This window comes from Nocardiopsis moroccensis (genome assembly GCF_055763695.1).
Genome location: NZ_CP199747.1, coordinates 4,807,891 through 4,834,841, shown reverse-complemented (window position 1 = coordinate 4,834,841; position 26,951 = coordinate 4,807,891). Strand labels below are relative to the sequence as shown.

The following is a 26,951-nucleotide window of genomic DNA, read 5'->3' as shown; positions in this document are numbered from 1 at the left end:
CCGGGAGAGGGGGCACGGCCCTCGACTACCGGATCCGTACCCCACGACAAAGGGACCGACCGGCAAGAAGGCCGGACCGGTCCCAGTGAAGACTTGAGGCTTACGTGGCCCTAGTGGCTCACGGTCAGCGCGGCGCGTCCCTTACGACGACGCGAGGCGATGATGGCGCGACCGGCGCGCGTACGCATGCGCAGCCGGAAGCCGTGGACCTTCGCGCGACGCCGGTTGTTCGGCTGAAACGTACGCTTGCTCACTACTGGCTCCAGGGGCGTGTCAGGAAAGTACTACGACAGACCCCCAGGATATGCGGGGCCTTGCTGTGCATGTGTCGATGCCGCGCTCCCATGTCGGACATGAGCGCGGACAGAATCATCGGCATAAGCATAAAGAAGATACGACCTGGTCGGGCCGTGGTCAAATCAGACCGCTCGGCGGACCGGGGCCCGGGTCCGCCGGACGCGGCCCGGCAGGTGGCGGACACCACTGCGCACAGCCTATCCCCGCCCCTGTGGACAACCAGTTGTCCACAGGGTGCACAACTTCCACAGTGGGGCGTGTCCTGTGGATAACCTCAACCTGTGGATAACTCTCTCCTCGCTTCGCCCCCAGCCTTCAGGAAGCTGCGGACGAGCGCTTTACACACCTTCTGACCTGCAAATTGTGGATAACCCCACAGAGTGCACAGCCAGCTGTCATCCTGTGGATAAACCTGTGCACAACCTGTGGACAACCCTCTGATCCTGTGGATACCCAGAGGTAGTCAAACCCTTGGCCGCTGTTGGCAGATTCCGCTGTCCACAGGCCCCGTACGGCCAGACGAACCCACCACACCCCCTTACTCCCTGCCCCGGCACCCCCCGGAGGGGAGGACAATGGGAGGGGCGGGCCCCGCAGGGGCTCAACCGTGCCCGTGACAGGCCGTACCAACCTCCCCCGTCCCCTCACCGCTACCAATCCGCACCGAACAGATCCGCACCGAAGGGACAGCAACCATGGCAGGTCACCTTGGCTGAAGCACAGGTCAACCTCGCAATGGTCTGGTCAAGCGTGCTGGACGGGATCGACAACGACTCCCTGCCCGCGCACCAGCGCGCCTGGCTGCCGCAGACCCGTCCGCTGGGTCTGATCGAGGACACGGCGCTGATCGCAGCGCCCAACGAGTTCACCAAGAAGGTCCTGGAGACACGTCTCTACCCGGCGATCAGCAAGGCCCTCTCCGCACACCTGGGCCGGGAGATCCGGGTCGCGGTGACAGTGGACCCCACCGCGGTACCGACCCCGCCGCCGACCCCCGCACCGTACGGCGGTGCACCGGGAGCGCACGGCCCCCGCCCCGCTTCGCAGGGTTCCGCCCCGGCCACGCCGCGCTCCGAACCCCCCGCACACGAACCCCCTCCCCAGGAGGGCGCGGCGCACGAGTCCCGTGGCCAGCACGCACGCCCGACCGAACCGCACCCCTCCGAGGCACTGGGGGCGCACCCCGGCCACGCCCGGGCCCAGGCCGACCTGCTCGGCGCCGCTCCCCCGCCTCAGGAACCCCAGCAACAGGCCGCGCCCAGGCACCCCGCGCCCCAGAACGGTGACCGGTGGTACGCGGCCCCGGGGGGCTGGGCACCTGACCAGGACCAGCCGGCCCAGGGGCAGCACCCCCAGGCCCCCCGTTCCCACTCCGCGCCACCGGAGGCGCCCGCGCCCGGCGTCCAGGGGGCTCCCCCCTCCTCCCGTTCCCCGCGCTGGGAACAGCCCGCCCAGGAACAGCTGTGGCAGCAGCAGGCATGGGGAGAATCCTCCTGGGACCAGCCCAACCGCTGGGAGACTCCGGCCGCGGAGGCGCCGGAGCCCTCGGCGCCCGGCCCCGAGGGCCCGGCCCCGGGGCGGGAGCAGCCCGCCGAGGAGACCCAGGCACCTGCACGGGAGCCGTCGGAGGAGAAGGGGGGCGCGGGCTCCCCCGCCTCTCCGCCCGGGCGCTCCCCGGAGATCCCGCCGGGCGAGCACGCGCGGCTGAACCCGAAGTACACCTTCGACACGTTCGTCATCGGTTCCAGTAACCGGTTCGCGCACGCGGCCTCCGTGGCCGCCGCCGAGGCCCCGGCCAAGGCCTACAACCCGCTGTTCATCCACGGGGGCTCCGGGCTGGGCAAGACCCACCTCCTGCACGCGATCGGCCACTACACGCACCGGCTCTACGAGGGCTCCCGGGTGCGGTACGTGAGCTCCGAGGAGTTCACCAACGAGTTCATCAACTCGATCCGGGACGGGAAGGCGGACGGCTTCCGCCGCCGGTACCGGGACATCGACGTGCTCCTGGTGGACGACATCCAGTTCCTGGAGAACAAGGAGCAGACGCAGGAGGAGTTCTTCCACACCTTCAACACGCTCCACAACTCCGACAAGCAGATCGTCATCTCCAGTGACCGGCCGCCCAAGCAGCTGACCACACTGGAGGACCGGATGCGGAGCCGGTTCGAGTGGGGCCTGCTGACCGACGTCCAGCCGCCCGAGCTGGAGACCCGGATCGCCATCCTGCGCAAGAAGGCTGCGCAGGAAGGACTGGCCGCCCCGCCGGAGGTCCTGGAGTTCATCGCCAGCAAGATCTCCACCAACATCCGTGAGCTGGAGGGCGCGCTCATCCGGGTGACCGCGTTCGCCAGCCTCAACCGGCAGTCCGTCGACCTGGACCTGACCGGCCAGGTCCTGCGGGACCTGGTCCCCAACGCCGAGGTCCCGGAGATCACGGCGAGCGCGATCATGTCCCAGACCGCGGCCTACTTCGGGCTGAGCCTGGAGGACCTGTGCGGGACCTCGCGGTCCCGGGTCCTGGTCACGGCCCGGCAGATCGCCATGTACCTGTGCCGCGAGCTCACGGACCTCTCCCTGCCCAAGATCGGCCAGCAGTTCGGCCGGGACCACACCACCGTCATGCACGCCGACCGCAAGGTACGCGCCCTGATGGCGGAGCGCCGCTCCATCTACAACCAGGTCCACGAACTGACCAGCCGGATCAAGGACCAGCCCTCGCTGACCTGACCGGGCTTCTGCCCGGCACCGGAACGCCGGGGCGGGGACACAGGAACGCCGAAGGTGTACAACGGGGCCGCGTCCGACAGGGGACGGCGGCCCCCGCTGTTTCTCCGGGCCCGGGGCGGTGCCCGGGCACCGCCCCGGGCGATGTGTCTCCGTATCTCCGTATCTCCGTATCTCTGTGTCGCCGTGTCGCCGTGTCGACAGCTCTACCCGTCGACCCTTCCCCACGGTGTCCGGCACCGGCACGAGAGCTCCGTGGGCGGCCCGTCCTGTCCACTGGCTCCGAGGTTCAACCGCCCGCACCGAGTTATCCACAGGCTTGTGTGGTCATTGCTCCCCCGAAGCCGGTTACGCCCGTGTCGTACGTATCGAGCACCGTCCGTGCCGGACACGCACTGTTTTCCCTGTTTCCCCAGGACTCCAGCGCTTGTTGCCCTGCCCACACCGCTCCCGGAGGAGCCTGGTCGGAGACCGTGACAACGACCGGGGTTCGTAGTTCGCCAAGAGCCTGTGGAAAACCCTGTGTACAGACTGTTTGTCCAGGTTCGCGAGGTCTGCGCGCGGTTCGGAAAAAAAATTTTCGCTCTTCTCGGCCAAGTTATCCACAGGAAGGGCGTCAAATCTGTGGACAACCCTGTGGATAATCTGTGGACAACTGCTCCGAGCCTGTGGGTAACCGGGGGTCCCCCTGTGGACGCAACCATGGGTCATCGGATCACCGAACCACAGGCTGTTGTGGACAACCTGGGGAAAACCTGTGGACGAACCTGTGGATGAGGTGTGGACAACCTGAGGGCCCTCTGTTCCGTCCACAGGGAGGCCGAGTTACGCACAGGGTCATCCACAGGACCTGTGGACAAAAATTCGCGGGGTGACCTGCGAAAACGATGGTTATCCACATTATCCACAGGCCCTACTACTACTACGCACCTTGAGTAACCAAGAGGGGGCTTCAAAACAGCTCCGCGTCAAATCTGTGGACAAAGTCCCGAGATCGAGGTGACGGCGGTCCCGTGCCGAGCTGGCAGCGGCAGGCGGTGAATCCGGGTAACGTGTGGTCTCGCCCCTGTCCTGAGCCGCCCAGATCTGAGCGGTGACCCCTACGGGAACCGAGGCCGCTCCAGTGGCACGGCCCGCGTTCGTCGCGGACACCGTCCACATCCTGTTGACGGAGCCGCCCGGCAGACCCACGAGACACCCACGAGCTGCAACGTTGAGGCTGCGACCGGTCCACCGGTCGTGCGGAAAGTGAGTCGGAAAGTGAAGTTCCGGGTCGAACGCGACGTACTGGCCGACGCTGTCGCCTGGACAGCGCGAACACTGCCGACACGCCCCTCGGTACCGGTGCTCGCCGGAATCCTGCTGGACGCCGGCGAGACCGACGGCCGTCAGCGGCTGCGCCTGTCCGGCTTCGACTACGAGGTGTCCGCACAGGTCTCGGTCGACGTCGAGATCGAGGAGGCCGGGCAGACCCTGGTTTCCGGTCGTCTCCTCGCCGAGATCACCCGCAACCTGCCTCCACAGCCCGTGGAGATCTCCACGGACGGCTCCAAGGCCGTCGTCACCTGTGGAAGCGCGAAGTTCACCCTGAACACCATGCCGGTCGAGGACTACCCGTCCCTCCCGGAGATGCCAGGGGTCAGCGGGACCATCGGCAGCGACGTGTTCGCCGCCGCCGTCAGCCAGGTCGCCGTGGCCGCGGGCCGCGACGACACGCTGCCCATGCTCACCGGTGTCCGGGTCGAGATCGAGGGCGAGACGATCACGCTCGCCTCCACCGACCGCTACCGCCTCGCCGTCCGCGAGCTGAACTGGAAGCCGGAGAACCCCGACCTCTCCGCCGTCGCCCTGGTCCCGGCCAAGACCCTGCACGACACCGCCAAGACGCTGACCTCGGGCGCCGAGGTCTCCATCGCCCTCTCGGGCAGCGACTCCGGCGAGGGCATCATGGGCTTCGAGGGCGGCGGCCGCCGGACCACCACCCGGTTGCTCGACGGTGAGTTCCCCAAGTACCGGGCACTGCTGCCGGACACCTTCAACACGGTGGCCGAGGTCAGCCGCTCCGAGTTCGTCGAGGCCGTCAAGCGCGTCTCGCTCGTCGCCGAGCGCAACACCCCGCTGCGGCTGGCCTTCTCCCAGGGCGCCCTTGTCCTGGAGGCGGGCACCGGCGAGGACGCACAGGCTGTGGAAACCCTGGAGGCGGACCTGGACGGTGACGACATCCAGATCGCGTTCAACTCCGGATTCCTGCTGGACGGACTCGGCGCCATCGGCACCGACGTGGCACGCCTGCACTTCACCACCTCGACCAAGCCCGCGATCCTCACCGGCAAGCCGGCCGAGGAGGGCTCGTCCCCCGAGTACCGATACCTGATCATGCCGGTGCGCCTCTCCGGCTGACCCGAACGCCCGTCCGACCGAACGCGTCCGCCGCGCCCGGGCCGGTCGGCTTCCACGTGTCCACAGGTGCCCAAGGGGGAGTCCACACATGCAACTCGGAATGATCGGCCTCGGCAAGATGGGCGGCAACATGGCCGCCCGGCTCCGGGAGAAGGGGCACGAGGTCGTCGGCTACGACGTCTCCCCCGGTGACCGGGATGTCGAGTCCCTGGCCGAGCTGGTCGGCCGCCTGGAGGCCCCCCGCCTCGTGTGGGTGATGGTCCCCGCGGGCGAACCGACGGCCACGATCATCTCCGAGCTCGGTGACCTCCTCTCCGAGGGCGACGTCATCGTCGAGGGCGGGAACTCGCACTACGCCGACGATCGAGCCCGCGCCGAGACGCTGTCCGCGAAGGGCATCGGCTACGTCGACGCCGGGGTCAGCGGCGGTGTCTGGGGGCGTCAGAACGGTTACGGGATCATGGTCGGCGGCCAGGCCGGGGACGTGGAGCGCCTGCGCCCCGTCTTCGACTCCCTGACACCCGACGAAGGCGGCGGTTTCGTACACGCCGGAGCGGTCGGTGCCGGGCACTTCGTGAAGATGGTCCACAACGGCATCGAGTACGGCATGATGCAGTCCTTCGCCGAGGGCTACGAGCTCATGGTCGCCTCGGGTCTCGTGGACGACGTCCCGGGCACCTTCGAGAGCTGGCGTGAGGGGACGGTCGTCCGTTCCTGGCTGCTGGACCTGCTCTGCCGCGCCCTGGAGGAGGACCCGGACCTGTCGGAGCTGCGCGGATACGCCCAGGACTCCGGCGAGGGTCGCTGGACGGTCCAGGCCGCCGTGGACCTGGCGGTGCCCGCACCGGCGATCACCGCCTCGCTCTTCGCGCGGTTCGCCTCCCGGCAGGACGACAGCCAGGCCATGAAGGTCGTCGCCGCCCTGCGCAACCAGTTCGGCGGCCACGCCGTCACCAAGGCGGACGAGCAGGCCTAGCCACCGTCTCTCCTCCGGGGGCGGTCCGGGGTACACCGGACCGCCCCCGATTCCTCTTCCGCACCCCTTTCCGCTTTTGCGCTCCCCTCCAGGAGGAAGGCCGGATGTACGTCTCCCACCTGCAACTGGCCGACTTCCGTTCCTACGAGTCGGCTCTTGTGCGCCTCGAACCCGGGGTGAGCGCGTTCGTCGGATCCAACGGCCAGGGCAAGACCAACCTGGTCGAGGCGATCTGTTACGTCGCCACCCTGGGCAGCCACCGGGTCTCCTCCGACACGCCGCTGGTCCGCCAGAGCGCGCCCCGCGCCATCGTCAGCGCCAAGGTCGTCCGGGACGGCCGGGACATGATGGTCGACCTGGAGATCAACCCCGGGCGGGCCAACCGGGCCAGGGTCAACCGGGGCGCCGCGGGGCGTCCCCGCGACGTGCTCGGCATTCTGCGCACGGTGCTCTTCGCCCCCGAGGACCTGGCCCTGGTCAAGGGGGATCCGGGAGAGCGGCGCCGTTTCCTCGACGACCTGCTGGTGGCGCGGGCGCCCCGGATGGCGGGGGTGCGCTCCGACTACGAGCGGGTGCTCAAGCAGCGCAACGCCCTGTTGAAGTCGGCCTCGGCCCGGTTGCGGCAGCGGGCCGCGCCCGACCTGAGCACGCTGGAGGTCTGGGACTCCCATCTCGCGGAGACCGGAGCCGAACTCCTCGCCGCCCGGCTGGGCCTGGTGGAGGAGCTGCGTCCGCTGATCGCGCACTCCTACGCGGGGCTGACCGACTCCGGCGGGCCGGCCGTGCCCACCTACCGGAGCTCGGCGGTCCCGGAGGGGGCGGAGGTGCCGCACGAGCGTCCACAGCTTGTGGAAGCGCTGCGCGAGGCGATGACCCAGGCGCGCGAGCGCGAACTGCAGCGCGGGATCAGCCTGGTCGGACCGCACCGCGACGAACTCCACCTGCAACTCGGCGACCTGCCCGCCAAGGGTTACGCCAGTCAGGGCGAGTCCTGGTCCTACGCCCTGTCCTTCAAGCTCGCCGCCTTCGAGCTGCTGCGGGCGGAGGGCGATGACCCGGTGCTGATCCTGGACGACGTCTTCGCCGAACTGGACACCGAGCGCCGCCGGAGGCTGGCCGAACGGGTGCGCGACGCCGAACAGGTCCTGGTGACCGCCGCGGTCGGCGAGGACATCCCGAAGGAACTGGACGGTGCCAGGTTCGGGGTGCGTCAGGGGGTGGTCGAGAGTGAGTGACCGTTATCCACAGCCTGTGGACCCCGGGTCGAGTCGGGGCGTCCCGGAGCTTCCCACCGATGCGGCCCGTCCACAGCCTGTGGACGAGAACCCGCCCGCGGTCCCGCCCGTCCCCCCGGCCTCCGGGGCGGATCTGGCCCGCCAGGCTCTGGCCCGGGCCAAGGCGGAGGCACGGGAGCGCGGAGCCGTTCCCAGGGGAATGAACCGCACTCGCAGGCGTGGCCGGTTGCGGTCACGGAACGAGCCCCAACTGTTCGGCGACGCGGTGCGGACCTGGCTGATCGAGCACGGCTGGCAGGAACAGGTGGCCATCGGTGGGGTGTTCGGCCGGTGGGCGGACATCGTGGGTGAGTTCAACGCCGAGCACCTCCGGCCGGAGAGTTACTCGGAGGGCGAACTCGTCGTGGTCGCCGATTCGCCGACGATGGCGGCCCACGCGCGAGCGATGGTGCGTGATCTGGTCCGCCGCCTCAACGAGGAACTGGGGGACGGCACCGTCGTCTCGATCAAGGTCAAGGGTCCCGGTTTCCGGCGCCGGTGACCCCCTGCGGAAGGGAGTTCCGGGACGGTGAAAACGCCTGTGACCTGGGGGTCCCGAGGGTCTTTTCAGACGTTGTGGGGTGTTTGGGCTCCCGAGTGTGTACTCGCTCCACCTGCGGGCCGGCGGCCGGGGACGGGGGGTGACCGTCCTTCCAAGGGCACTCAACCGCGCCGGGACTTGCGCAAGGGGTCCCCCGCGTGTAGGGACTCGGCTCCCGCCCCAAACGTTCGTTCTGGAGCGGCACAGGGCCGCCAATGCCACTTTGTCGCACCGCGCGGGGTATCATGGAGACGGTTCTTCAGACGCCTGTAGCCGGTACCACGCCCCCATGTAGAGGGTGGGCGGACGGCCCGTGCGGCGAACGGTGATCCCCGGGTGTCGCGGCATGTCGACCCTGCGATCACCCTGCCGTGGGTTGACCGTAGTCCGCTCGGCCGCGGCCGACAGGCGTCCCCAGCAGGAGGGTGTTCCCACTTGGCCTACGACGCAGGATCAATCACGGTTCTCGAGGGGCTTGAGGCAGTACGCAAGCGCCCGGGCATGTACATCGGCTCCACCGGGGAGCGGGGTCTGCACCACCTGGTTTACGAGGTGGTCGACAACTCGGTCGACGAGGCGCTGGCGGGTCACGCCGACGCCATCGAGGTGACCCTGCTCGCCGACGGCGGCGTCAGGGTGGCCGACAACGGCCGGGGTATCCCGGTCGACCTCCACCCCGTGGAGAAGCGTCCGGCCGTCGAGGTCGTCCTCACCACGCTGCACGCGGGCGGCAAGTTCGACGGAAAGTCCTACGCGGTCTCCGGCGGTCTGCACGGTGTCGGCGTCTCCGTCGTCAACGCGTTGTCCACAGCGCTGGACGTGGAGATCCGCCGAGACGGCCACGTGTGGCGTCAGCACTACGAGATGACCGCCCCGACCGGCGATCTCATCAAGGGTGAGGCGACCGACGAGACCGGTACCCAGACCACTTTCTGGGCCGACGGCGGCATCTTCGAGACCACCACGTACTCGTTCGAGACGCTGGCCCGCCGGATGCAGGAGATGGCCTTCCTCAACAAGGGGCTGTCCATCACCATCCGCGACGAGCGGCCCGACCACACCGACGGCGGACCCACCGTCAACACCTTCCACTACGAGGAGGGGCTGTCGGACTACGTCCGGCACATCAACGCCAAGAAGGAGCCGGCGCACGCGTCGATCATCTCCTTCGAGGAGGACGGCGAAGGCATCTCGGTCGAGATCGCCATGCAGTGGAACCAGTCGTACACCTCGTCCGTGCACACCTTCGCCAACACGATCAACACGGCGGAGGGCGGCACCCACGAGGAGGGCTTCCGCTCCGCGCTCACCACACTGGTCAACCGGTACGCCCGGGACCAGAGGCTGCTGCGCGACAAGGAGGACAACCTCACCGGCGACGACATCCGCGAGGGCCTGACCGCGATCATCTCGGTCAAGCTCGCCGACCCGCAGTTCGAGGGCCAGACCAAGACGAAGCTCGGCAACACCGAGGCCAAGTCCTTCGTCCAGAAGGTCACCAACGAGCACCTGCGCGACTGGTTCGAGCGCAACCCCGGCGAGGCCAAGGACATCGTGTCCAAGGCCAGCCAGGCCGCTCGCGCCCGCGTGGCCGCGCGTCAGGCCCGCGACCTGACCCGCCGCAAAACCCTCCTGGAGACCACCTCCCTGCCGGGCAAGCTCTCGGACTGCCAGTCCACCAACCCGGAGGAGTGCGAGGTCTACATCGTCGAGGGTGACTCGGCCGGTGGCTCCGCCAAGGGTGGGCGAAACCCGCACAACCAGGCCATCCTGCCCATCCGGGGCAAGATCCTGAACGTGGAGAAGTCCCGGATCGACCGGATCCTCAAGAACAACGAGGTCCAGGCGATCATCACCGCCCTGGGCACCGGTATCCACGAGGACTTCGACGCCGAGAAGCTGCGGTACCACAAGGTCATCCTGATGGCCGACGCCGACGTCGACGGTCAGCACATTCGCACCCTGCTGCTCACCCTGCTGTTCCGCTTCATGAAGCCGCTGGTCGAGGCCGGGAACGTGTACCTGGCCGCACCGCCGCTGTACAAGATCAAGTGGGACCAGAAGGGCGCCGACGCCAGCTACGCCTTCTCCGACGCCGAGCGGGACCGGCTGATCGAGGCCGGGATCGCCCAGGGGAAGAGGGACCCGCGCCCGCGCGACATGGTGCAGCGCTTCAAGGGTCTGGGCGAGATGAACGCCAACGAGCTGTGGGACACCACGATGGACCCGGACCGCCGCGTCCTCCTCCAGGTGAGCCTGGAGGACGCGGCCCAGGCCGACGAGTTGTTCAGCGTGCTCATGGGTGAGGACGTCGAGTCGCGACGCGCCTTCATCCAGCGCAACGCCAAGGACGTCCGCTTCCTGGACATCTAGGTTCCTCCCGCGTTCCTCCCGCCCGTGCTCAAGCAAGCTTTAGAAGGGATCGACATCCGTGACGGATGCGAACAACCCCGACACTCCTGAGGGCGGGGACTCCCCGGTGGAGTCCCTGCCGCGCCTGACCGACCGGATCGAACCCGTCGACATCCAGGTCGAGATGCAGCGCAGCTACCTCGACTACGCGATGTCGGTCATCGTGGGCCGCGCCCTGCCCGATGTCCGGGACGGCCTCAAGCCGGTACACCAGCGCGTGCTCTACGCGATGTACGACGGCGGTTTCCGGCCCGACCGCGGGTACTTCAAGTGCGCCCGCGTCGTCGGTGACGTGATGGGTAACTACCACCCGCATGGTGACAGCGCCATCTACGACACCCTGGTCCGGCTGGCCCAGTGGTGGTCGATGCGGATGCCGCTGGTCGACCCGAACGGCAACTTCGGCTCGCCGGGCAACGACCCGGCCGCCGCCATGCGCTACACCGAGTGCAAGCTCGCGCCGTTGGCCATGGAGATGCTCCGGGACATCGACAAGGAGACCGTCGACTTCCGGCCCAACTACGACGGCCGCTCCGCCGAACCCGTCGTGCTCCCGGCCCGCTTCCCGAACCTGCTCGTCAACGGTTCCTCGGGTATCGCGGTCGGTATGGCGACCAACATCCCGCCGCACAACCTGCGCGAGGTCGCCGACGGCGTCAACTGGTACCTGGACAACCCCGAGGTCGAGGACGAGGAGCTGCTCGACCAGCTCATCGCCCGGGTCAAGGGCCCCGACTTCCCCACGCGCGGACTCATCGTGGGCAAGCGGGGCATCGAGGAGGCCTACCGGACCGGCCGCGGCTCCATCACCATGCGCGCCGTGGTCGAGGTCGAGGAGGACAGCCGGGGCCGCCAGACCCTGGTCATCACCGAGCTGCCCTACCAGGTCAACCCGGACAACCTCGCGCTGAAGATCGCCGACCTGGTCAAGGACGGCAAGATCACCGGCATCGCCGACGTACGGGACGAGAGCAGCGGTCGCACCGGTCAGCGCCTGGTGATCGTGCTCAAGCGGGACGCCGTCGCCAAGGTCGTGCTGAACAACCTGTACAAGCACACCCAGCTGCAGGAGACCTTCGGCGCGAACATGCTGGCCCTGGTCGACGGGGTGCCGCGCACCCTGCGCCTGGACCAGATGATCCGCCACTGGGTCAAGCACCAGGTCGAGGTCATCGTCCGCCGGACGCAGTATCTCCTGCGCAAGGCCGAGGAGCGGGCGCACATCCTGCGCGCCCTGCTGCGGGCCATGGACCGTATCGACGAGGTCATCAGCCTCATCCGGAGCAGCGCCTCCGCCGACGCGGCGCGCACCGGTCTGATGGGCCTCCTGGAGATCGACGACATCCAGGCCCGCGCCATCCTCGACATGCAGCTGCGCAAGCTCGCCGCGTTGGAGCGCAACGCCCTGACCGCCGAGTACGACGAGCTGATGTCGCTCATCGCCGACTACAACGACATCCTCGCCTCGGACGTTCGCCAGCGGAGCATCATCCGCCACGAGCTGGGCGAGATCGTGGAGAAGTACGGCGACGAGCGGCGCACGCACATCATCCCGTTCGAGGGTGACATGCGCATGGAGGACTTCATCGCGGAGGAGGACGTGGTCGTCACGATCTCCCGCGGTGGGTACGCCAAGCGCACCCGCATCGACAACTACCGGGCGCAGAAGCGCGGCGGCAAGGGGGTGCGGGGCGCCCAGCTCAAGCAGGACGACATCGTCCAGCACTTCTTCGTCACCACCACCCACCACTGGATCCTGTGCTTCACGAACCAGGGTCGGGTGTACCGGACGAAGGCGTACGAGCTTCCGGAGGCCGCCCGCGACGCGCGCGGCCAGCACGTCGCCAACCTGCTGCCCTTCCAGCCGGGCGAGGAGATCGCGCAGATCATGGCGCTGCGCGACTACGAGGCCGCGCCCTATCTGGTGCTGGCCACCCGGGAGGGCCTGGTCAAGAAGTCGCGCCTGGAGGACTTCGACTCCGCGCGCGCGGCGGGCATCATCGCGATCAACCTCCGCGAGGAGGACGAGCTGATCGCGGCGCGCCTGGTCTTCCCCGACGACGACCTGCTGCTGATCTCCAGCGACGCCCAGGCGATCCGCTTCCCGGCCGCCGACGAGTCGCTGCGCCCGATGGGCCGGGCGACCAGCGGTGTGATCGGGATGCGTTTCCTGGAAGGCGACTACCTGCTCTCCATGGACGTCATCCGCCCCGGGGACGGCTCCACCGACGTCCTGGTCGCCACCGAGAACGGGTACGCCAAGCGCACCCCCTCGGAGCAGTACCCGGTGCAGAACCGCGGCGGCAAGGGCGTGCTCACGGCGAAGGTCGTGGAGGCCCGCGGCAAGCTGGTCGGCGCCCTGATGGTGGACCCGGGGGTGGACGAGATCTTCGCGATCACCTCCGCCGGCGGGGTCATCCGCACCGGTGCCGCCGAGGTGAAGCAGTCCGGACGTACCACCATGGGTGTCCGGCTGATGAATCTGAGCAAGGGCAACAAGATCGTGGCTGTCGCCGCCAACGCCGAGGCCGCCGAGGAGGCCGAGGCCGAGGAGGTCGCCGATGCCGTCGAGGCCGCCGAGACACCCGACACGGGTGGGGAGACGGTCGCCGGGGATGGCAACCCTGAGGCATAGACTGCGCGTTAAGCCCAGTAAGTCCCGCGGGGTTCTTTTCCGGAACCCCGCGGGACACACGGATCGACCCGTCTCAACGAAAGTCCAGCGGTAACGCTTCTATGTCTGAGAACCAGCGGAACACCACCAGCAACGAGTCCGATGCGGCTGCGACCGCCGGTGACACGGACGTGGAAACGGCGGAGCCGACCGAGCCGGAGTCGGGAGGAACGACGGTGACGACCGAATCCGAGCCGGAGCCCGAAGCCGCCAAGCCCGAGGGGCCGGGTGCCGTCAAGGCGTCCCTGGCGAGCCGCAAGGCCCACCTGACGGTCTCCCGGGTGGAGCCGTGGTCGGTGATGAAGTTCAGCTTCGTGGTCGCCCTCGTCTGCTTCATCATCCTGTTCGTCGCGGTCGCCGTCATCTACGCGACCCTGTCGATGCTGGGTGTCTTCGACGAGCTGACCAACATGATCGGCGCCCTCCTGGAGGGTGACGGGGCAGAGGACGAGCTGGGCCTGAACCCGGCCGCCTGGTTCTCCCCCGGCCGTGTGCTGGGTTACACGGGTGTCATCGGCGCGCTGAACGTCGTGCTCCTGACCGCCCTGTCCACGGTGGGTGCGATGCTGTACAACCTGGTCGCCGACCTGGTCGGCGGCGTCGACGTCACCCTCTCCGAGGCCGAGTAGTTCCCGAACGTCTGCCGGGCCCGGTTCTCCTGGTTTGAGCCGGGCCCGACGTCTGCCCGGGGCTGTCCCGAGCACTCGTGAAACCCGCTAAAATGGGAGGTGAAGAGGGACGCGGCATGCCCGTGTCTCCTCTTGCCAGCCCCGAGGGAACCGGTTCGCTCCGGCCCCCGGGATGCGGTAGAGTTCTCGTCGGAACAAGGGCGTATAGCTCAGTCGGTTAGAGCGCATCCCTGATAAGGATGAGGCCCCAGGTTCAAGTCCTGGTACGCCCACCCAGTTTCATCTGGTCAGAGCCTTGCTTCTCCACTCGGAGAGCAGGGCTCTTTCTGTTGTGACCGCCATTTGACTGCGGAACTCCACGGCATCCCTGTTCGAGCCCGCGCTTCTCCGGCCCTGAGCGGTACCGACAAGACGACAAGACGCCAAGTCGACAACAGATCGAATCGCTGTGTCGACTCGACTCCAGTCGAGGCTCCCCCGGTGGGAAGAGGCACGCCCAAGAGCTCCAGGAGCTCCGCAGTGGCCACCCGGTAGGTCCCGCCATAGCGGAGCAGCCGACAGGGGAACTGGCCGCTTCCGGCGAGCCTGTGCGCCGTCGTCCTCCCCATGCGCAGGGCGCGTGCGGCTGTTAGCAGGGGCGTTGGTGCAAACCGCGAAGGTCCTGGAGAGGAAGAATCCCGGGAGCTTACGTGTGGGTCTATCGGGTCAGACGGAGGAAGGCCATCCACTCAGCCGGAGGCACGTTGAGGTGGCCGAGCTCGCGATTCTGCGTGTCACGCACAGCCGCACCGCTCGCACTCTCCCGGACCTCCACGCAGTTCGAGCCGCCGTCGGAATACGTGCTCTTGTGCCATGCCAGCTTACTGTCCATCGTTCAACTCCTCATTTCCGTCCTCGGACTCTGGAGGGTCTTGTCCGGGGTCAAGCGTCGTGCTCCGTAGAACCGCGAACCGCAGGCGCCATGCCGTTACTTCCGTGCACGTCGTGACCAACCGGCTGTACCGAGCGCTCTCGGCGAACAGCCCATCAGAATGATCGCCCGACGTGGTCAGCCTAAACGGGCCGTCGGCGCCAGGATCTTCCGTGTGTCCACCGGGACCGTCCTTGGGGGAGCTCTTCAGCGACCGCGGGTTCATGGTGGATCTGGTGGAGAAGCCGGACGAGCTCACGGCACGTGGTCTCGAACGCGAGCACGGGTCCGTACGCGCTCGTACGGACCGGATCCTTTCCCGACTGCCTGAGTTCGTACCGTTCCGGCCGCGCTGGAGCGTGGCCGGGTCCCCGTGGTGCGGATGTGCTGTGCCGGTACAGGTTGATCCGTCGACAGGCCGACACGGCGACATGTCGACTGGCCGATCCGTCGACAGGCGGCACCCACCGGGGTTTGCCGTACCGGGACGGCCCATGGACCTCCTCCGGGGCCGTGACCGGGTAAGGCTTGTCCCATGAACAACCACGACGACCGCATCCGGGTGCGCGGCGCCCGCATCCACAACCTGAGGAACGTGGACACGGAGCTGCCCCGGGACTCCCTGGTCGCCTTCACCGGGGTCTCCGGGTCGGGGAAGTCCTCCCTGGCCTTCGGGACCCTCTACGCCGAGTCCCAGCACCGGTACCTGGAGTCGGTGGCGCCGTACGCGAGGCGCCTGCTCCAGCAGCTCCCGGCCCCGGACGTGGACGACGTCACCGGGATGCCGCCGGCCGTGGCACTCGCACAGCCGCGCTCCGCGCCCTCGGTCCGCTCCACCGTGGGCACCCTCACCACGCTCTCCAACACGTTGCGCATGCTCTTCTCCCGGGCGGGCACCTACCCGCCCGGGGCGGAGCGCCTGGACTCCGACTCCTTCTCCCCCAACACCGCGGCCGGCGCCTGCCCCGTATGCCACGGGGAGGGGGTCGAGCACGAGGTCACCGAGGATTCGCTGGTGCCCGACCCCGGGCTGAGCATCGCCGACGGGGCGGTCGCCTCCTGGCCCGGGGCCTGGCAGGGCAAGAACCTGCGCGACATCCTCGACACCCTCGGGTACGACATTCACCGGCCCTGGCAGGAGCTCCCCCAGGACGAGCGCGACTGGATCCTGTTCACCGAGGAACAGCCTGTGGTGACCGTTCACCCGGTCCGTGAGGCGGGCCGGGTCCACCGGCCCTACCAGGGAAAGTACAGCAGCGCCCGGCGACTGGTGCTCAAGGCCTACGCCTCCTCCGCCAGCGAGGCCCGGCGGCGCAGGGCGGCCGAGTTCATGGTCAACCGGACCTGCCCGGAGTGCGGCGGCCGGCGGCTGCGGCAGGAGGCGCTGCGGGTCACCTTCGCCGGGCACACCATCGCCGAGCTGGCGGCGCTGCCGCTGACCGAACTGGTCACCCTGCTGCGCCCCTGGCGGGAGGAGACGGGGGCTGCCGGGGCGCTCGTCGGGGAGATCACCGGACGGGTCGAGGTGCTGGCGGAACTGGGCCTGGGCTATCTGAGCGTGGCCCGGCCGGCTCCGACCCTGTCCACCGGGGAGCTCCAGAGGATCCGGCTGGCCACCCAACTGGGCACGGGGCTCTTCGGGGTGGTCTACGTCCTGGACGAGCCCTCCGCGGGCCTGCACCCGGCCGACTGCGAGGCGCTCACCGGGATCCTCCGGCGCCTGCGCGACGGCGGCAACACCGTGTGCTTCGTCGAGCACGACCTGGACATCGTGCGCGGCGCGGACTGGATCGTCGACGTCGGACCGGAGGCGGGTGAGCACGGCGGGCGCGTCCTGTACAGCGGCCCGGTGCCCGGCCTGCGCGAGGTTCCGGAGTCGGTGACCCGCCGCTACCTGTTCCACGACGTCCTTCCGGAGCACCGGCCCCGCACCCCCGCCGGGCAGCTGCGACTGCGCGGGGCCACCCGCAACAACCTGCGCGAGCTGGACGCCGACATCCCCCTCGGCGTGTTCACCGCCGTCACCGGGGTGTCCGGTTCGGGCAAATCCTCCCTGCTGGCGGAGATCGGGGACCGGGCCGCCGAGCACGGCCGGGTGGTGTGGGTCAGCCAGCAGCCCATCGGGCGGACACCGCGCTCCAACCTGGCGACCTACACCGGGCTCTTCGACACGGTGCGCAAGCTGTTCGCGGCCACCGAGAAGGCCCGATCGCTCGGTTACGGGCCCGGCCGCTTCTCCTTCAACGTCGCGGCGGGGCGCTGCCCCACCTGTGAGGGGGAGGGGTTCGTCTCGGTGGAGCTGCTGTTCCTGCCCACCACCTACGCGCCCTGCCCGGCCTGCGGCGGCTCGCGCTACGACGACGACACCCTCCGGGTGGAGTACCGGGGGCGCACGGTCGCGGACGTGCTCGCGATGTCGGTCGAGGAGGCGGCGGGGTTCTTCACCGAGGAACCGTCGGTACGGCGCTCCCTGGAGACCCTCTCCGGGGTCGGCCTGGGCTACCTGCGCCTGGGCCAGCCCGCCACGGAGTTGTCCGGCGGCGAGGCCCAGCGGATCAAGCTCGCCACCGAACTCCAGCGCCGCCGGGTCGCCGACACGGTTTACCTGCTCGACGAGCCCACCACCGGCCTCCACCCGCACGACACCGACGTCCTCGTCAGCCGGCTGCGCGACCTCGTCGGCGCGGGTGCCACCGTGGTGGCGGCCGAGCACGACATGCGGGTCGTGGCCACCGCGGACCATGTCATCGACCTGGGCCCGGGCGGTGGTTCGCGGGGCGGACGGATCGTCGCGCAGGGAGCGCCCGCGCTGGTCGCGGCGGCCCCGGACAGCCGGACCGGCACCTATCTGAAGGGGCTGCTCTGATGCGCCGCGCCCTCTACCTGCCGCCGTTCGGGGAGCTCGCCGAACCGACCGTACTCGCGGACCTCGCGGTCCTGGCCGAACGTGCCGGGTTCGACGGCCTCTTCCTCTGGGACCACGTCGTGCGGCCGCTCCGTCCGGAGCTGTCCGTCTGTGATCCCTGGATCGCCCTCGCCGCCATCGCCTCGCGTACCGAGCGGATCATCCTGGGCACCCGGGTCACGCCGCTTTCCCGGCGCAGGCCGCAGACGGTGGCCCGGCAGGCGGTCGCCCTGGACCAACTCAGCGGAGGGCGGTTCGTCCTCGGTGTGGGGCTGGGTGGGGACAACGGAGGGGAACTCGGCCGACTGGGCGAGGTCACCGACCCCCGAGCCAGGGCGGAGCTGCTCGACGAAGGCCTGGAGCTCCTCGAGGAGATTTGGAGCGGCGAGGTCGTCCACCACGAGGGACCGCACTACCGGGTGGACGGTCTGCGCTTCCTGCCCACCCCCTCGCGCGGGAGGAGGATTCCGGTCTGGGTCGCGGCCCAGACCACCAAAGGCGCCCCGCTGCGCCGGGCGGCCCGGTTCGACGGCCTGTGCCCGGAGGCCGGCCCGGAGGAGCTCGGCGAGATGCTGGCCGTCGTCGCGGAGCACCGGGGCGGTCTGCGGGGGTTCGAGGTTGCGGTGGGCGGCCCGGCCGGGCAGAACCCGGAACCCTACCGGGAAGCCGGGGCGACCTGGTGGCTCCACCAGTTCCCCGAGGTGACCACACGCGCCGAGGTGGAGAGCGTGATCGCGGGTCCGTCTCCCGGCGGGGGCTGAGGCCTTTCGGTCCGGGCTCCTCCCGGCAGGCCCGGGGGACATGTCGACAGGCCGACCTGTCGCCGTCCGGCTGCCTCCGTCTCGAAGGATGGACGGCGGAGAATTTTTCTTTCTGGTCGTGACCGGGCGGTCGCATGCCGGAAAGCTTCCTTGTCAGCGGGGGGTTTCTCACCGACCGTTCGGTCAGGACACATGTCTCTAGCTGGGAAAATCGTGACCCGATGTAGAAAGTGCCCTGCATCACATGGCATGGTGTCCTGGGGCTCATGGTCTGTCCCGGTATCCCCCGTTCCGCCTTCGGGCCGTGGGCCGACCTACCCGGGCCCAACAGCGAACCCGGCCCCCTCGAGCCGGTAGAGAACTACGGAGCAGCAATGGCGACACCCGACGCCACGGTCCCAGGACCCGGTGGAACCCTCGATCCCAAGGAGAAGCGCAAGGTCCTCGCGGGGACCATGGTCGGTACCACCATCGAGTGGTACGACTTCTTCATCTACGCCCAGGCCGCGGGCCTGGTATTGGCACCCCTCTTCCTGGCGCCCCTGTCGGACGCCAGCCCGGCCGTGGCGCAGGTCCTCTCCTTCGCGACCATCGGAATCTCCTTCCTCTTCCGTCCGCTGGGCGCGATCGTCGCCGGACACCTCGGGGACAAGTTCGGGCGCAAGCGGATCCTGGTCTTCACGCTCGTCATGATGGGGGCCGCCACCTGCGCGATCGGCCTGCTGCCCACCTACGCCCAGATCGGCGTGGCGGCACCGGTCCTGCTGATCCTGATGCGCATCATCCAGGGCTTCTCCGCCGGCGGTGAGTGGGGCGGCGCGGCCCTGATGTCGGTGGAGCACGCGCCGGTCGACAAGCGTGGTTACTTCGGCGCCTACCCGCAGATCGGCGTGCCGTGCGGCATGATCCTGGCGACCTTCGTGGTCTGGGTCATCACCGCGGTCATCGGTAACGAGGCCTTCCTGGAGTGGGGATGGCGCATCCCGTTCCTGCTGTCCTTCCTGCTGATCATCGTCGGCCACCTCATCCGCAAGACGGTCGAGGAGTCCCCGGTCTTCAAGCTCATGCAGGAGCGCCGGGCCAAGTCCTCGGCCCCGCTGGGCCGGCTGTTCCGCAAGAACAGCAAGGAGGTCGTCCTCTCCGCGCTGATCTTCGTCGCCAACAACGCCGCCGGTTACCTGGTGATCGCCTTCATGGCCACCTACGCCTCGCGGCCGGTCGAGGAGTTCGGCCTGGGTATGGAGCGGGGACCGGTCCTGCTGGCCACCACCCTGGCCTCCTTCGGCTGGCTGGTCTCCACGCTGTACGGCGGTTGGATCAGCGACCGGATCGGCCGGGTGCGGACCTTCCAGATCGGCTACGTCCTGCTCGCCGCCTGGGCGGTGCCGATGTGGTTCATGGTCGACACCGCGAACATCTACATGTACTTCCTGGGCCTCTTCGTCTTCACGCTGACCTTCGGCCTGAGCTACGGCCCCCAGTCGGCGCTGTACGCGGAGATGTTCCCGGCGGAGGTCCGCTACTCGGGCGTGTCCATCGGCTACGCGCTCGGGGCGATCCTGGGCGGCGCCTTCGCCGCGATGATCGCCGAGCTGCTGCTGACCAACTTCGGCGCCTCGTGGACCATCGGTGTCTACGTCGTCTTCCTCTCGCTGATCTCCTTCGTCGCGGTCTCCCTGGTGAAGAAGAACCTCCAGGGCATCGACCTGCACGCTGACGAGGACGAGCCCACCTCCGTGACCTGATCACGGGGTGGGCCCTCCCTGCGGGGGCGGTGGTCCGCCGCTGCGGACCACCGCCCCCGCTCTGTGTCCGTCGGCACCCCTGCCCGTCCGGTCGACGGGGCCGTGCCGACGGAACCCCGTGCCGGTAAATCCCTGTGTCGATTTGGCGATCTGGGGACCTGTCGGTACGTCGACAGGGGTTCCTGGGCTGGAAGCGGGTCAGCCCAGGGCGCCGCGGACGTGGTCGATGACGCCGCCGTTCCACATCATCGAGATGTGTTCCACGCAGCCGGTCTCGATGTTGTTCGCTCCCGGCAGCGAGGTGCTGCTCACCGGCGAGATGACCAGGTCGCAGCGCGAACGGATGGTCGTGTAGGAGACCGGTCCGGGTGTGGGGTCCCCGCTGTTGAGGTCGTTCAGGAAGTTCGAACCGTGCCGCATCTCCCCGCAGGGGGTGAGCAGGGACGGGCACAGGTTGGCGATGTCGGTGCCGTTGTTGGGGCCGCCGATGGAGATCCACTGGTCGACGGTCTCGGTGCCGCCGAGGTTCTTGATGTAGTGGCGCGAGGACAGCCCGCCCATGGAGTGGGTCACCAGGTGCACCCGGTCGGTGCCGTGCTGTCCTCGGACCTCGTCCACACGGGCGGCGAGCTGCCCGGCGATGGTGGTGTTCGAACGCGCCCAGTCGTAGGAGAAGACGTGCAGGCGGTCCTGCGGATAGCCGGAGTCCACCAGGGCGGACCGCATGGAGTTCCACTGGCCGCCCTTGCCCATGAATCCGTGGACGAAGACGACCGGCGTGTGCGTGTTGGCGGAGGCGGGGGCGGCGTGCAGGGCCGTGCTCAGGACGAGTACGAGGCCGCACAGCAGGGAGAGCAGAGGTCTCATGTGAGCTCCGTCGGTGGGGGATCGGGGAACTCGATTGTGTGCCCTGCGTCACGGGGAGCGCATCGGCTGAATAGCCGGTCCCTTTACTCTTATTTAACCGGTGGGTAACTTGTGGGGGTGATCAGCGTGAACCCGCTCACACGCACCACGCCCCTGTACGGGCGCGCCCACGAACTGTCCGCCCTCCGCCGCCTGATCGAGGCCGCACGCTCCGGAGTGAGCGGCGGCCTGCTCGTGACGGGCGCCCCCGGCGCGGGACGGACCGCCCTGCTGGACCGGGCCGCTGAGGAGGCCCGCGACTTCACGGTGCTCCGGTCCCGCGCCGCGCCGGGCGAGGGCCTGCTTCCCCTGGCCGGGCTGCACCAGCTCCTACGGCCCGCACTCCCCTATCTCCCGCGCCTGCCGGAACCGCAGCGCGAGGCGCTCACCCGCGCCCTGGACACCGGAGACCCGGGCGACCCCTTCCCGCTCGCCAACGCGACCCTGGGGCTGCTCTGCGAGGTCGCGGCGGAGTGTCCCCTCCTGCTCTGCGTGGATGACTTCCACCTGCTCGACCGGCCCTCCCGGGAGGTCGTGGCCTTCGCCGCGCGCAGGTTGGACCAGGAGGGGGCGGTGGTCCTGCTCAGCGCTCCGGAAGGGGACGCGGACCGGCTGGCCGGAATCCCCGTGCTCCGGTTGCGTCCCCTGGACCGCGCGGCCCTCCTGCGCGTTCTGTCCGACGAGGAGCTGGTGGGTTCGGTCGCCGGGGAGATCGCCGCCGCGGCCGAGGGCAACCCCCGGGCCGCGCTCGAACTGCTGGATGGGACCACCGCCGAGCAGCGCTCCGGTTCGATCGTGCTCGAACAGCCGCCGCGCTCTCGGGGCGAGCTCACCGAGACCTTCGCCCGAACCCTCTCCCGGCTTCCCGGTGCCACCCGCCTGGCCCTGGTCCGGCTGGCGGCCGAACCCGGCCGAGGCCCTCGATCGTCCGAACCCGACGTCCTCGAACCCGCCCGGACGGCGGGCCTGGTCGCCGAGGAGGGCCGACACGTGGTTTTCACCCACCCGCTGGCCCGTTCCGCCTGCTACCACCGGGCCCGCCCCACCGAACGGAGTTCCGCCCACCTGGCGCTCGCCCGTGTCTGCGAGGCCGAGCAGGAGGAGGACCGTGCCGCCTGGCACCGGGCCCTGGCCGGGAGCGCTCCCGACGAGCGGATCGCCGCGGCCCTCCACCGGGCCGCCCAGCGCACCGCCGACCGGCGGGGCCACGCCCACGCCGTCCTGCTTCACGAACACGCCGCCCGGCTCACCCCCGATCCCGCCACCCGTGGCCTGCGTCTGACCGAGGCCGCCCGCTCCGCCTGGCTTTCGGGCGATCCGGACCGGGCCCGCCGCGTGCTCGAACGCGTGCGCTCCGCCCCCGACCACGCGGACCTGCTCCGTGCCGAGATGGATCTGCGCTCGGGGGTGGCCATCGACGCCTCCCAACGGCTCGGGGCCACCGCCGACCGGCTGGCCGGGAACGACCCCGGGTCCGCACTGCGGATGCTCTTCCATGCCGGTGAGGCGAGTTGCCTCTCGGGCGACCACACGCGCTTCTTCGCCACCGCGGAGCGAGCCCGCGCCCTCGTGGCCGGGGCAGGGGCCGGCACGGAGGCGGATCCCAGGCCGGGACGCGGCTCCGGCGCCGGCCCCGACCGGCCCTGGGACCGGCTCGTACTGGACTACATGACGGGCAAGGCCGCCATGTTCCAGGGGCGGCACCGCGAGGGCGTCGTACTCCTGGCCAGGGCCGAGGAGGCCGCGGAGCTCATCGGTGACCCGCAAGCCCTCGTACTGGGCGGTATCGCGGGCCTGCTCCGCGGGGACCACGTGCGTACCCGGGCCCTGGCCGGGCGCGCCGCTGCGGTGGCCCGCCGGACCGGTGCACTCACCCTCGTGCCCCAGGCCCTGGAGTTCCTGACCTACGCCGAGATGTGGTTCGGCCGCCTGTCCCTGGCCCAGGCGAGCGCAACCGAGGGACTGCGCCTGGCGACCGACTCCGGACAGGACAACTGCGCGAGTCACCACCGGGGCGCCCTCGCCTTCGTCGCCGCGATCCGCGGGGAGGAGGACACGTGCCGGGAACACGCCGGAACCGCCCTGGCGATGGCCGTGGAACACGACGTCGGACTCCCCGCCGGGCTGGCGGCCTGGGCCCTGGCCCTGCTCGACCTCGGCGCCGGACGCACCGCCGAGGCCGCCATGCGGCTGCGCGTGCTGGCCCGGTCCGGTCCCGGCAGCGGGCACGCGGCGGTGCGGTTGCTGCTCACCCCGTACCTGGTGGAGGCTTCCGTGCGCGGCGGGGTGCGGGTCCGGGTCCGCTCCGGGGTGGAGACCTTCGCCGGCTGGGCCGAGGCGACCGGGAACGACACCGCCCTGGCCCTGGTGATGCGTTGCCGGGGCCTGCTCAGCGAGGGGGAGGAGGCGAGCGGGTTCTTCGAGAGCGCGCTCGAACTGCACTCCTTGGGCTACTGCGACTTCGAGGAGGCCCGCACCCGTCTGTTGTTCGGTGGGCACCTGCGCCGCTCCCGGCATCCGGGCCGGGCTCGCGAGCACCTGTACACCGCGATGGAGGCCTTCGAACGGTTGGGCGCCCGGCCGTGGGCGCTACAGGCCGGGGAGGAGCTGCGGGCGGCCCGCGGCAGCGCGGTGGCGCGCCGGAGAACCGGGCTGGAGCCGCTCAGTCCGCAACAGCTCCGGATCGCCCGGCACGTCGCTGACGGCGCCACCAACCGGGAGGTCGCTTCGCGGCTCTTCCTGAGCACCCGCACGGTCGACCACCATCTGCGCAACATCTACAGCAAGCTCGGGATCCGCTCCCGGGTCGAGCTCTCCCGGCTGATCGGTGTTTCACGGGAGCGGGGGCTCGACCCCGGGTGATACCCCCGTTCCGCGTGGCAGCGGGGCCAGTTCTTGCTTGGAAAACGACACGGCGGTCGCAACCTCCCCAAAGTCAGGGTGTTGCGACCACCGCTAGAACCCAAGCCGGGTCCGGGGCCGCACCGGTTTCCGGCCGGGTCCGCCTCAGCGCTCGGTCACACGGCGTTCGTTGGGTACGCAGTGGGTCATGGTCAGACCCGAGACGTCCCGGGGGCCGTTCGCGCCCAGGTTCGCCAGGCGTTCCCGGTCCTCGTCCGTCAGTTCCTGGCCCCGCAGGGGCTCCAGGTGGGACACGTCACCGGGCTCGATCCCCAACCCCTTGCCGACCCGTGCGCCCAGTTCGTCCTCGACCAGGAGGAGGTGCCAGACCATCCGCTCCTGGATGGCGCGGTCGCACTGGGAGAGCAGGCCGGTGAAGTTGTGCACCAGGTCGTCGCGCTCCCACTGCTCCATCAGCAGGTACCGCTGACCCGCCTGTTGGTAGTCGTTGGTGCGGCTGATCCGTTTGCGGGTGAGCCGCCCCCGGATCTCGGGGCCCTGTTCGTCATGGGTGGGGTACTGCCCCTCCCGTAGCCCGCCGGTGATGGAGGGCTCGTAGTTGACGTGCGGGTTCTCGCCCCCGGTGTCCTGGTGGTAGGCCATCAGCCCGTCGCGCTGGTTGGTGCGCACGGACGCGTTCCTGGCCTGGTTGACCGGCAGCTGCAGGTAGTTGGGGCCCACCCGGTACCGCTGGGTGTCGCTGTAGGAGAAGGTGCGGCCGACCAGCATCTTGTCGTCGGAGAAGTCCAGCCCGTCCACGAGCACGCCGGTGCCGAAGGAGATCTGCTCGTTCTCGGCGAAGTTGTCCGAGACGTTCCGGTCGAGCACGATGCGCCCCACCGGCTTGGGCGGGAAGTCCTGCTCTGGCCAGGTCTTGGTGTCGTCCAGGGGGTCGAAGTCGAGTTCGGGGTGCTCCTCGTCGCTCATCATCTGCACGAGCAGTTCCCATTCGGGGTACTCGCCGCGGTCGATGGCCTCGTGCAGGTCCCTGGTCGCGTGCCCTGTCTCGGACGCCTGGATGTTCGCGGCGTCGGCCTCGGTCATGCTGCGGACCCCCTGCTTGGGCATCCACGTGTACTTGACCAGGACGGTCTCGCCCGCCTGGTTGACCCACTTGTAGGTGTTGACCCCGAACCCCTGCTGGTGCCGGTAGTCCGCGGGGATGCCGCGGGGGCTGAAGAGGTTGACGAGCATGTGCATGCTCTCGGGGGTCTGGGACATGAAGTCGAAGATCCGGTTGGGTTCCTGCCGGAACGTCACCGGGTCCGGTTTCAGGGCGTGGATCACGTCCGGGAACTTGATGGCGTCGCGGATGAAGAACACCGCGAGGTTGTTGCCCACCAGGTCCCAGTTGCCGTCCTCGGTGTAGAACTTGACGGCGAAGCCCCGGGGGTCCCGCGCGCACTCGGAGGAGTCGCGCCCGCCGATCACCGTGGAGAAGCGCAGCGCGATGTCGGTGCGCTTCCCCTTGCCCTGGAACAGTTTGGCGCGCGTGTAGCGGTCGATGGGCTCGTCGCCCCAGGTGCCGTAGGACTCGAAGTACCCGAACGCGGTCACCCCGCGGGCGTGCACCACCCGCTCGGGGATCCGCTCACGGTCGAAGTGGCTGATCTTCTCCAGGAACTGGTAGTTCTCCAGGGTGGCGGGGCCCCGTTCGCCCACAGTGCGCTGGTTCTGGTTGTCGTAGACGGGGTGGCCCTGGCGGTTGGTGAGTACTCCGCGCTCGTCCTCGGGCGCGGGCCCCCGGCCGGATACGTCGGTCATGCGGCTGGTCCTCTCCCTGCGGGTCAGGCTTCCTCACCCCTGCCACTGCCCGTGATCACGCTGAGTGATACGCACATGGCGGAAACATTGCCAAGGAAGGGGCCGGGGCGGAGTGTCGACAGGTCGCTTCGCCGACAGGCCGATACGCGGGGCGGCGCCGGCACGGTTCGCCGGACGGGCGTTTCACGTGAAACACCGGAGGTGCCGCGCCCCCCGGGCCGGAGGGCAGGGCCTCGGACGGGAGGGCGGAGAGGGTGCCGAGCCGACCACCGGGAGGGCGTCGCGAGGATCAGGCGTCGCGCACCTGGTCCTCGCGGTGGACGACGGGGGGCTCCACCGACCAGGGGAAGTTGATCCAGCGGTCCGTGTGCTTCCACACGTACTCGCACTTGACCAGTGACTGCGGCTTCTCGTAGATGACCGCGCTGCGCACCTCGGCGGTGTGCTCGGCGCAGAAGTCGTGCACCAGCTTGAGCGTCTTGCCGGTGTCGGCGACGTCGTCGGCGACCAGCACCTTCTTCTTGCTCAGGTCGACCACGTTGGGCACCGGCGGCAGCATGACGGGCATGTCCAGCGTGGTGCCGACCCCCGTGTAGAACTCCACGTTCATCACGTGCAGGTTCTTGACGTCGAGTGCGTACCCCAGGCCGCCGGCGACGAAGAGGCCGCCCCGGGCGATGGACAGGATGATGTCGGGCTCGTACCCGTCGTCGGCGATCGCCTGGGCCATGTCACGCATCGCGGTGCCGAAGAGTTCGTAGCTCAGGTTCTCGCGCTCATCGCTCACTGTCTGGTCCCCCCGGTGTTCTCGTTGTGAAGTGCGCCCGGCGCCTCGCAGGTCAGGCCGCTCGCGGCACCGGTACATGCTAACGACGACCGAGGCACGGCCGACGGTGCGGGGCGGTCCGCGGAGGGCGGGCGGTCGAGGAATCGGTATGGGGACAGGTCGACAGATCGACCCGTGCGACCACGGTCACGAAGGGCGGTGTCCCCGGCCACATGTCCACCGTGCCCCGTGTTCCGGGTCACATGCATGGACAAAATGCTCGAAAATCAGCGAACTAACATGACATTTTCTTGATTCCTCCTGGTTTGTGGCGAACAGATGGTCGCAAATAGCACCATGTCC

17 protein-coding genes and 1 tRNA gene are annotated in these 26,951 nt (G+C 69.2%); 13 read left to right on the top strand and 5 right to left on the bottom strand.

From position 1 onward, the window contains the following. Positions 1-110 precede the first annotated feature (110 nt). Positions 111-254: a 50S ribosomal protein L34 gene (rpmH, locus tag ACUKCB_RS21345; RefSeq protein WP_014909187.1), complete on the bottom strand. Its 144-nt coding sequence runs from the start codon at positions 252-254 to the stop codon at positions 111-113. A 778-nt stretch (positions 255-1,032) separates the two neighbouring features. On the opposite strand from rpmH, the gene dnaA reads away from it, so the two are divergent. The 9 genes from dnaA (at position 1,033) to ACUKCB_RS21300 (ending at position 14,202) form a co-directional block, all read left to right on the top strand. Further along, positions 1,033-3,027 carry a chromosomal replication initiator protein DnaA gene (gene dnaA, locus ACUKCB_RS21340; protein WP_473041088.1) on the top strand — a complete coding sequence of 665 codons (1,995 nt, stop codon included), beginning with the start codon at positions 1,033-1,035 and terminating at the stop codon, positions 3,025-3,027. Positions 3,028-4,284: 1,257 nt separating this feature from the next. After that, positions 4,285-5,424 carry a DNA polymerase III subunit beta gene (gene dnaN / locus ACUKCB_RS21335; protein ID WP_473037370.1) on the top strand — a complete coding sequence of 380 codons (1,140 nt, stop codon included), beginning with the start codon at positions 4,285-4,287 and terminating at the stop codon, positions 5,422-5,424. Positions 5,425-5,512: 88 nt separating this feature from the next. Beyond that, positions 5,513-6,400: a phosphogluconate dehydrogenase (NAD(+)-dependent, decarboxylating) gene (gnd, locus tag ACUKCB_RS21330; protein WP_473037369.1), complete on the top strand. Its 888-nt coding sequence runs from the start codon at positions 5,513-5,515 to the stop codon at positions 6,398-6,400. Between the two features lie 104 nt (positions 6,401-6,504). Next, complete coding sequence (recF, locus tag ACUKCB_RS21325; RefSeq protein ID WP_473037368.1) at positions 6,505-7,635, top strand: DNA replication/repair protein RecF; 1,131 nt, start codon at positions 6,505-6,507, stop codon at positions 7,633-7,635. A gap of 79 nt (positions 7,636-7,714) precedes the next feature. After that, entirely contained in the window at positions 7,715-8,176 is a 462-nt protein-coding gene (locus ACUKCB_RS21320) for a DciA family protein (RefSeq protein ID WP_473037366.1), read from the top strand. A 474-nt stretch (positions 8,177-8,650) separates the two neighbouring features. Continuing rightward, a complete protein-coding gene (gene gyrB / locus ACUKCB_RS21315) occupies positions 8,651-10,588 on the top strand; it encodes a DNA topoisomerase (ATP-hydrolyzing) subunit B (RefSeq protein WP_473037365.1) in 1,938 nt (645 codons plus the stop codon). A 58-nt stretch (positions 10,589-10,646) separates the two neighbouring features. Further along, positions 10,647-13,262 carry a DNA gyrase subunit A gene (gyrA, locus tag ACUKCB_RS21310; RefSeq protein ID WP_473037363.1) on the top strand — a complete coding sequence of 872 codons (2,616 nt, stop codon included), beginning with the start codon at positions 10,647-10,649 and terminating at the stop codon, positions 13,260-13,262. 101 nt (positions 13,263-13,363) lie between these two features. Continuing rightward, entirely contained in the window at positions 13,364-13,930 is a 567-nt protein-coding gene (locus ACUKCB_RS21305; RefSeq protein WP_473037362.1) for a DUF3566 domain-containing protein, read from the top strand. A gap of 198 nt (positions 13,931-14,128) precedes the next feature. Beyond that, a tRNA-Ile gene (locus tag ACUKCB_RS21300) sits at positions 14,129-14,202 on the top strand. Positions 14,203-14,627: 425 nt separating this feature from the next. On the opposite strand, the gene ACUKCB_RS21295 is transcribed toward ACUKCB_RS21300, so the two are convergent. Beyond that, positions 14,628-14,801 (bottom strand): DUF397 domain-containing protein, encoded by a 174-nt coding sequence (locus ACUKCB_RS21295; protein WP_473037361.1) that lies wholly within the window; start codon positions 14,799-14,801, stop codon positions 14,628-14,630. Between the two features lie 574 nt (positions 14,802-15,375). Here ACUKCB_RS21295 and ACUKCB_RS21290 point away from each other — a divergent pair. The 3 genes from ACUKCB_RS21290 (at position 15,376) to ACUKCB_RS21280 (ending at position 20,251) form a co-directional block, all read left to right on the top strand. Further along, complete coding sequence (locus tag ACUKCB_RS21290; protein WP_473037360.1) at positions 15,376-17,706, top strand: ATP-binding cassette domain-containing protein; 2,331 nt, start codon at positions 15,376-15,378, stop codon at positions 17,704-17,706. Next, positions 17,706-18,506 (top strand): LLM class flavin-dependent oxidoreductase, encoded by an 801-nt coding sequence (locus ACUKCB_RS21285; RefSeq protein WP_473037359.1) that lies wholly within the window; start codon positions 17,706-17,708, stop codon positions 18,504-18,506. The genes ACUKCB_RS21290 and ACUKCB_RS21285 overlap by 1 nt, the downstream gene beginning before the upstream one ends. A 374-nt stretch (positions 18,507-18,880) precedes the next feature. Next, positions 18,881-20,251 carry an MFS transporter gene (locus tag ACUKCB_RS21280; RefSeq protein WP_473037358.1) on the top strand — a complete coding sequence of 457 codons (1,371 nt, stop codon included), beginning with the start codon at positions 18,881-18,883 and terminating at the stop codon, positions 20,249-20,251. Between the two features lie 198 nt (positions 20,252-20,449). On the opposite strand, the gene ACUKCB_RS21275 is transcribed toward ACUKCB_RS21280, so the two are convergent. After that, entirely contained in the window at positions 20,450-21,118 is a 669-nt protein-coding gene (locus ACUKCB_RS21275) for an esterase/lipase family protein (RefSeq protein WP_473037357.1), read from the bottom strand. A gap of 117 nt (positions 21,119-21,235) precedes the next feature. On the opposite strand from ACUKCB_RS21275, the gene ACUKCB_RS21270 reads away from it, so the two are divergent. Continuing rightward, positions 21,236-24,019: a helix-turn-helix transcriptional regulator gene (locus ACUKCB_RS21270; RefSeq protein ID WP_473037356.1), complete on the top strand. Its 2,784-nt coding sequence runs from the start codon at positions 21,236-21,238 to the stop codon at positions 24,017-24,019. 144 nt (positions 24,020-24,163) lie between these two features. Here the strand turns inward: ACUKCB_RS21270 and ACUKCB_RS21265 are convergent, their stop codons facing one another. Together ACUKCB_RS21265 and ACUKCB_RS21260 are read right to left on the bottom strand one after the other, a co-directional pair. Continuing rightward, on the bottom strand, positions 24,164-25,822 hold the full coding sequence (locus ACUKCB_RS21265; RefSeq protein ID WP_473037355.1) for a catalase: 1,659 nt from the start codon (positions 25,820-25,822) through the stop codon (positions 24,164-24,166). Positions 25,823-26,111: 289 nt separating this feature from the next. Further along, positions 26,112-26,609 carry a phosphoribosyltransferase gene (locus ACUKCB_RS21260; protein WP_017588108.1) on the bottom strand — a complete coding sequence of 166 codons (498 nt, stop codon included), beginning with the start codon at positions 26,607-26,609 and terminating at the stop codon, positions 26,112-26,114. Positions 26,610-26,951 lie beyond the last annotated feature (342 nt).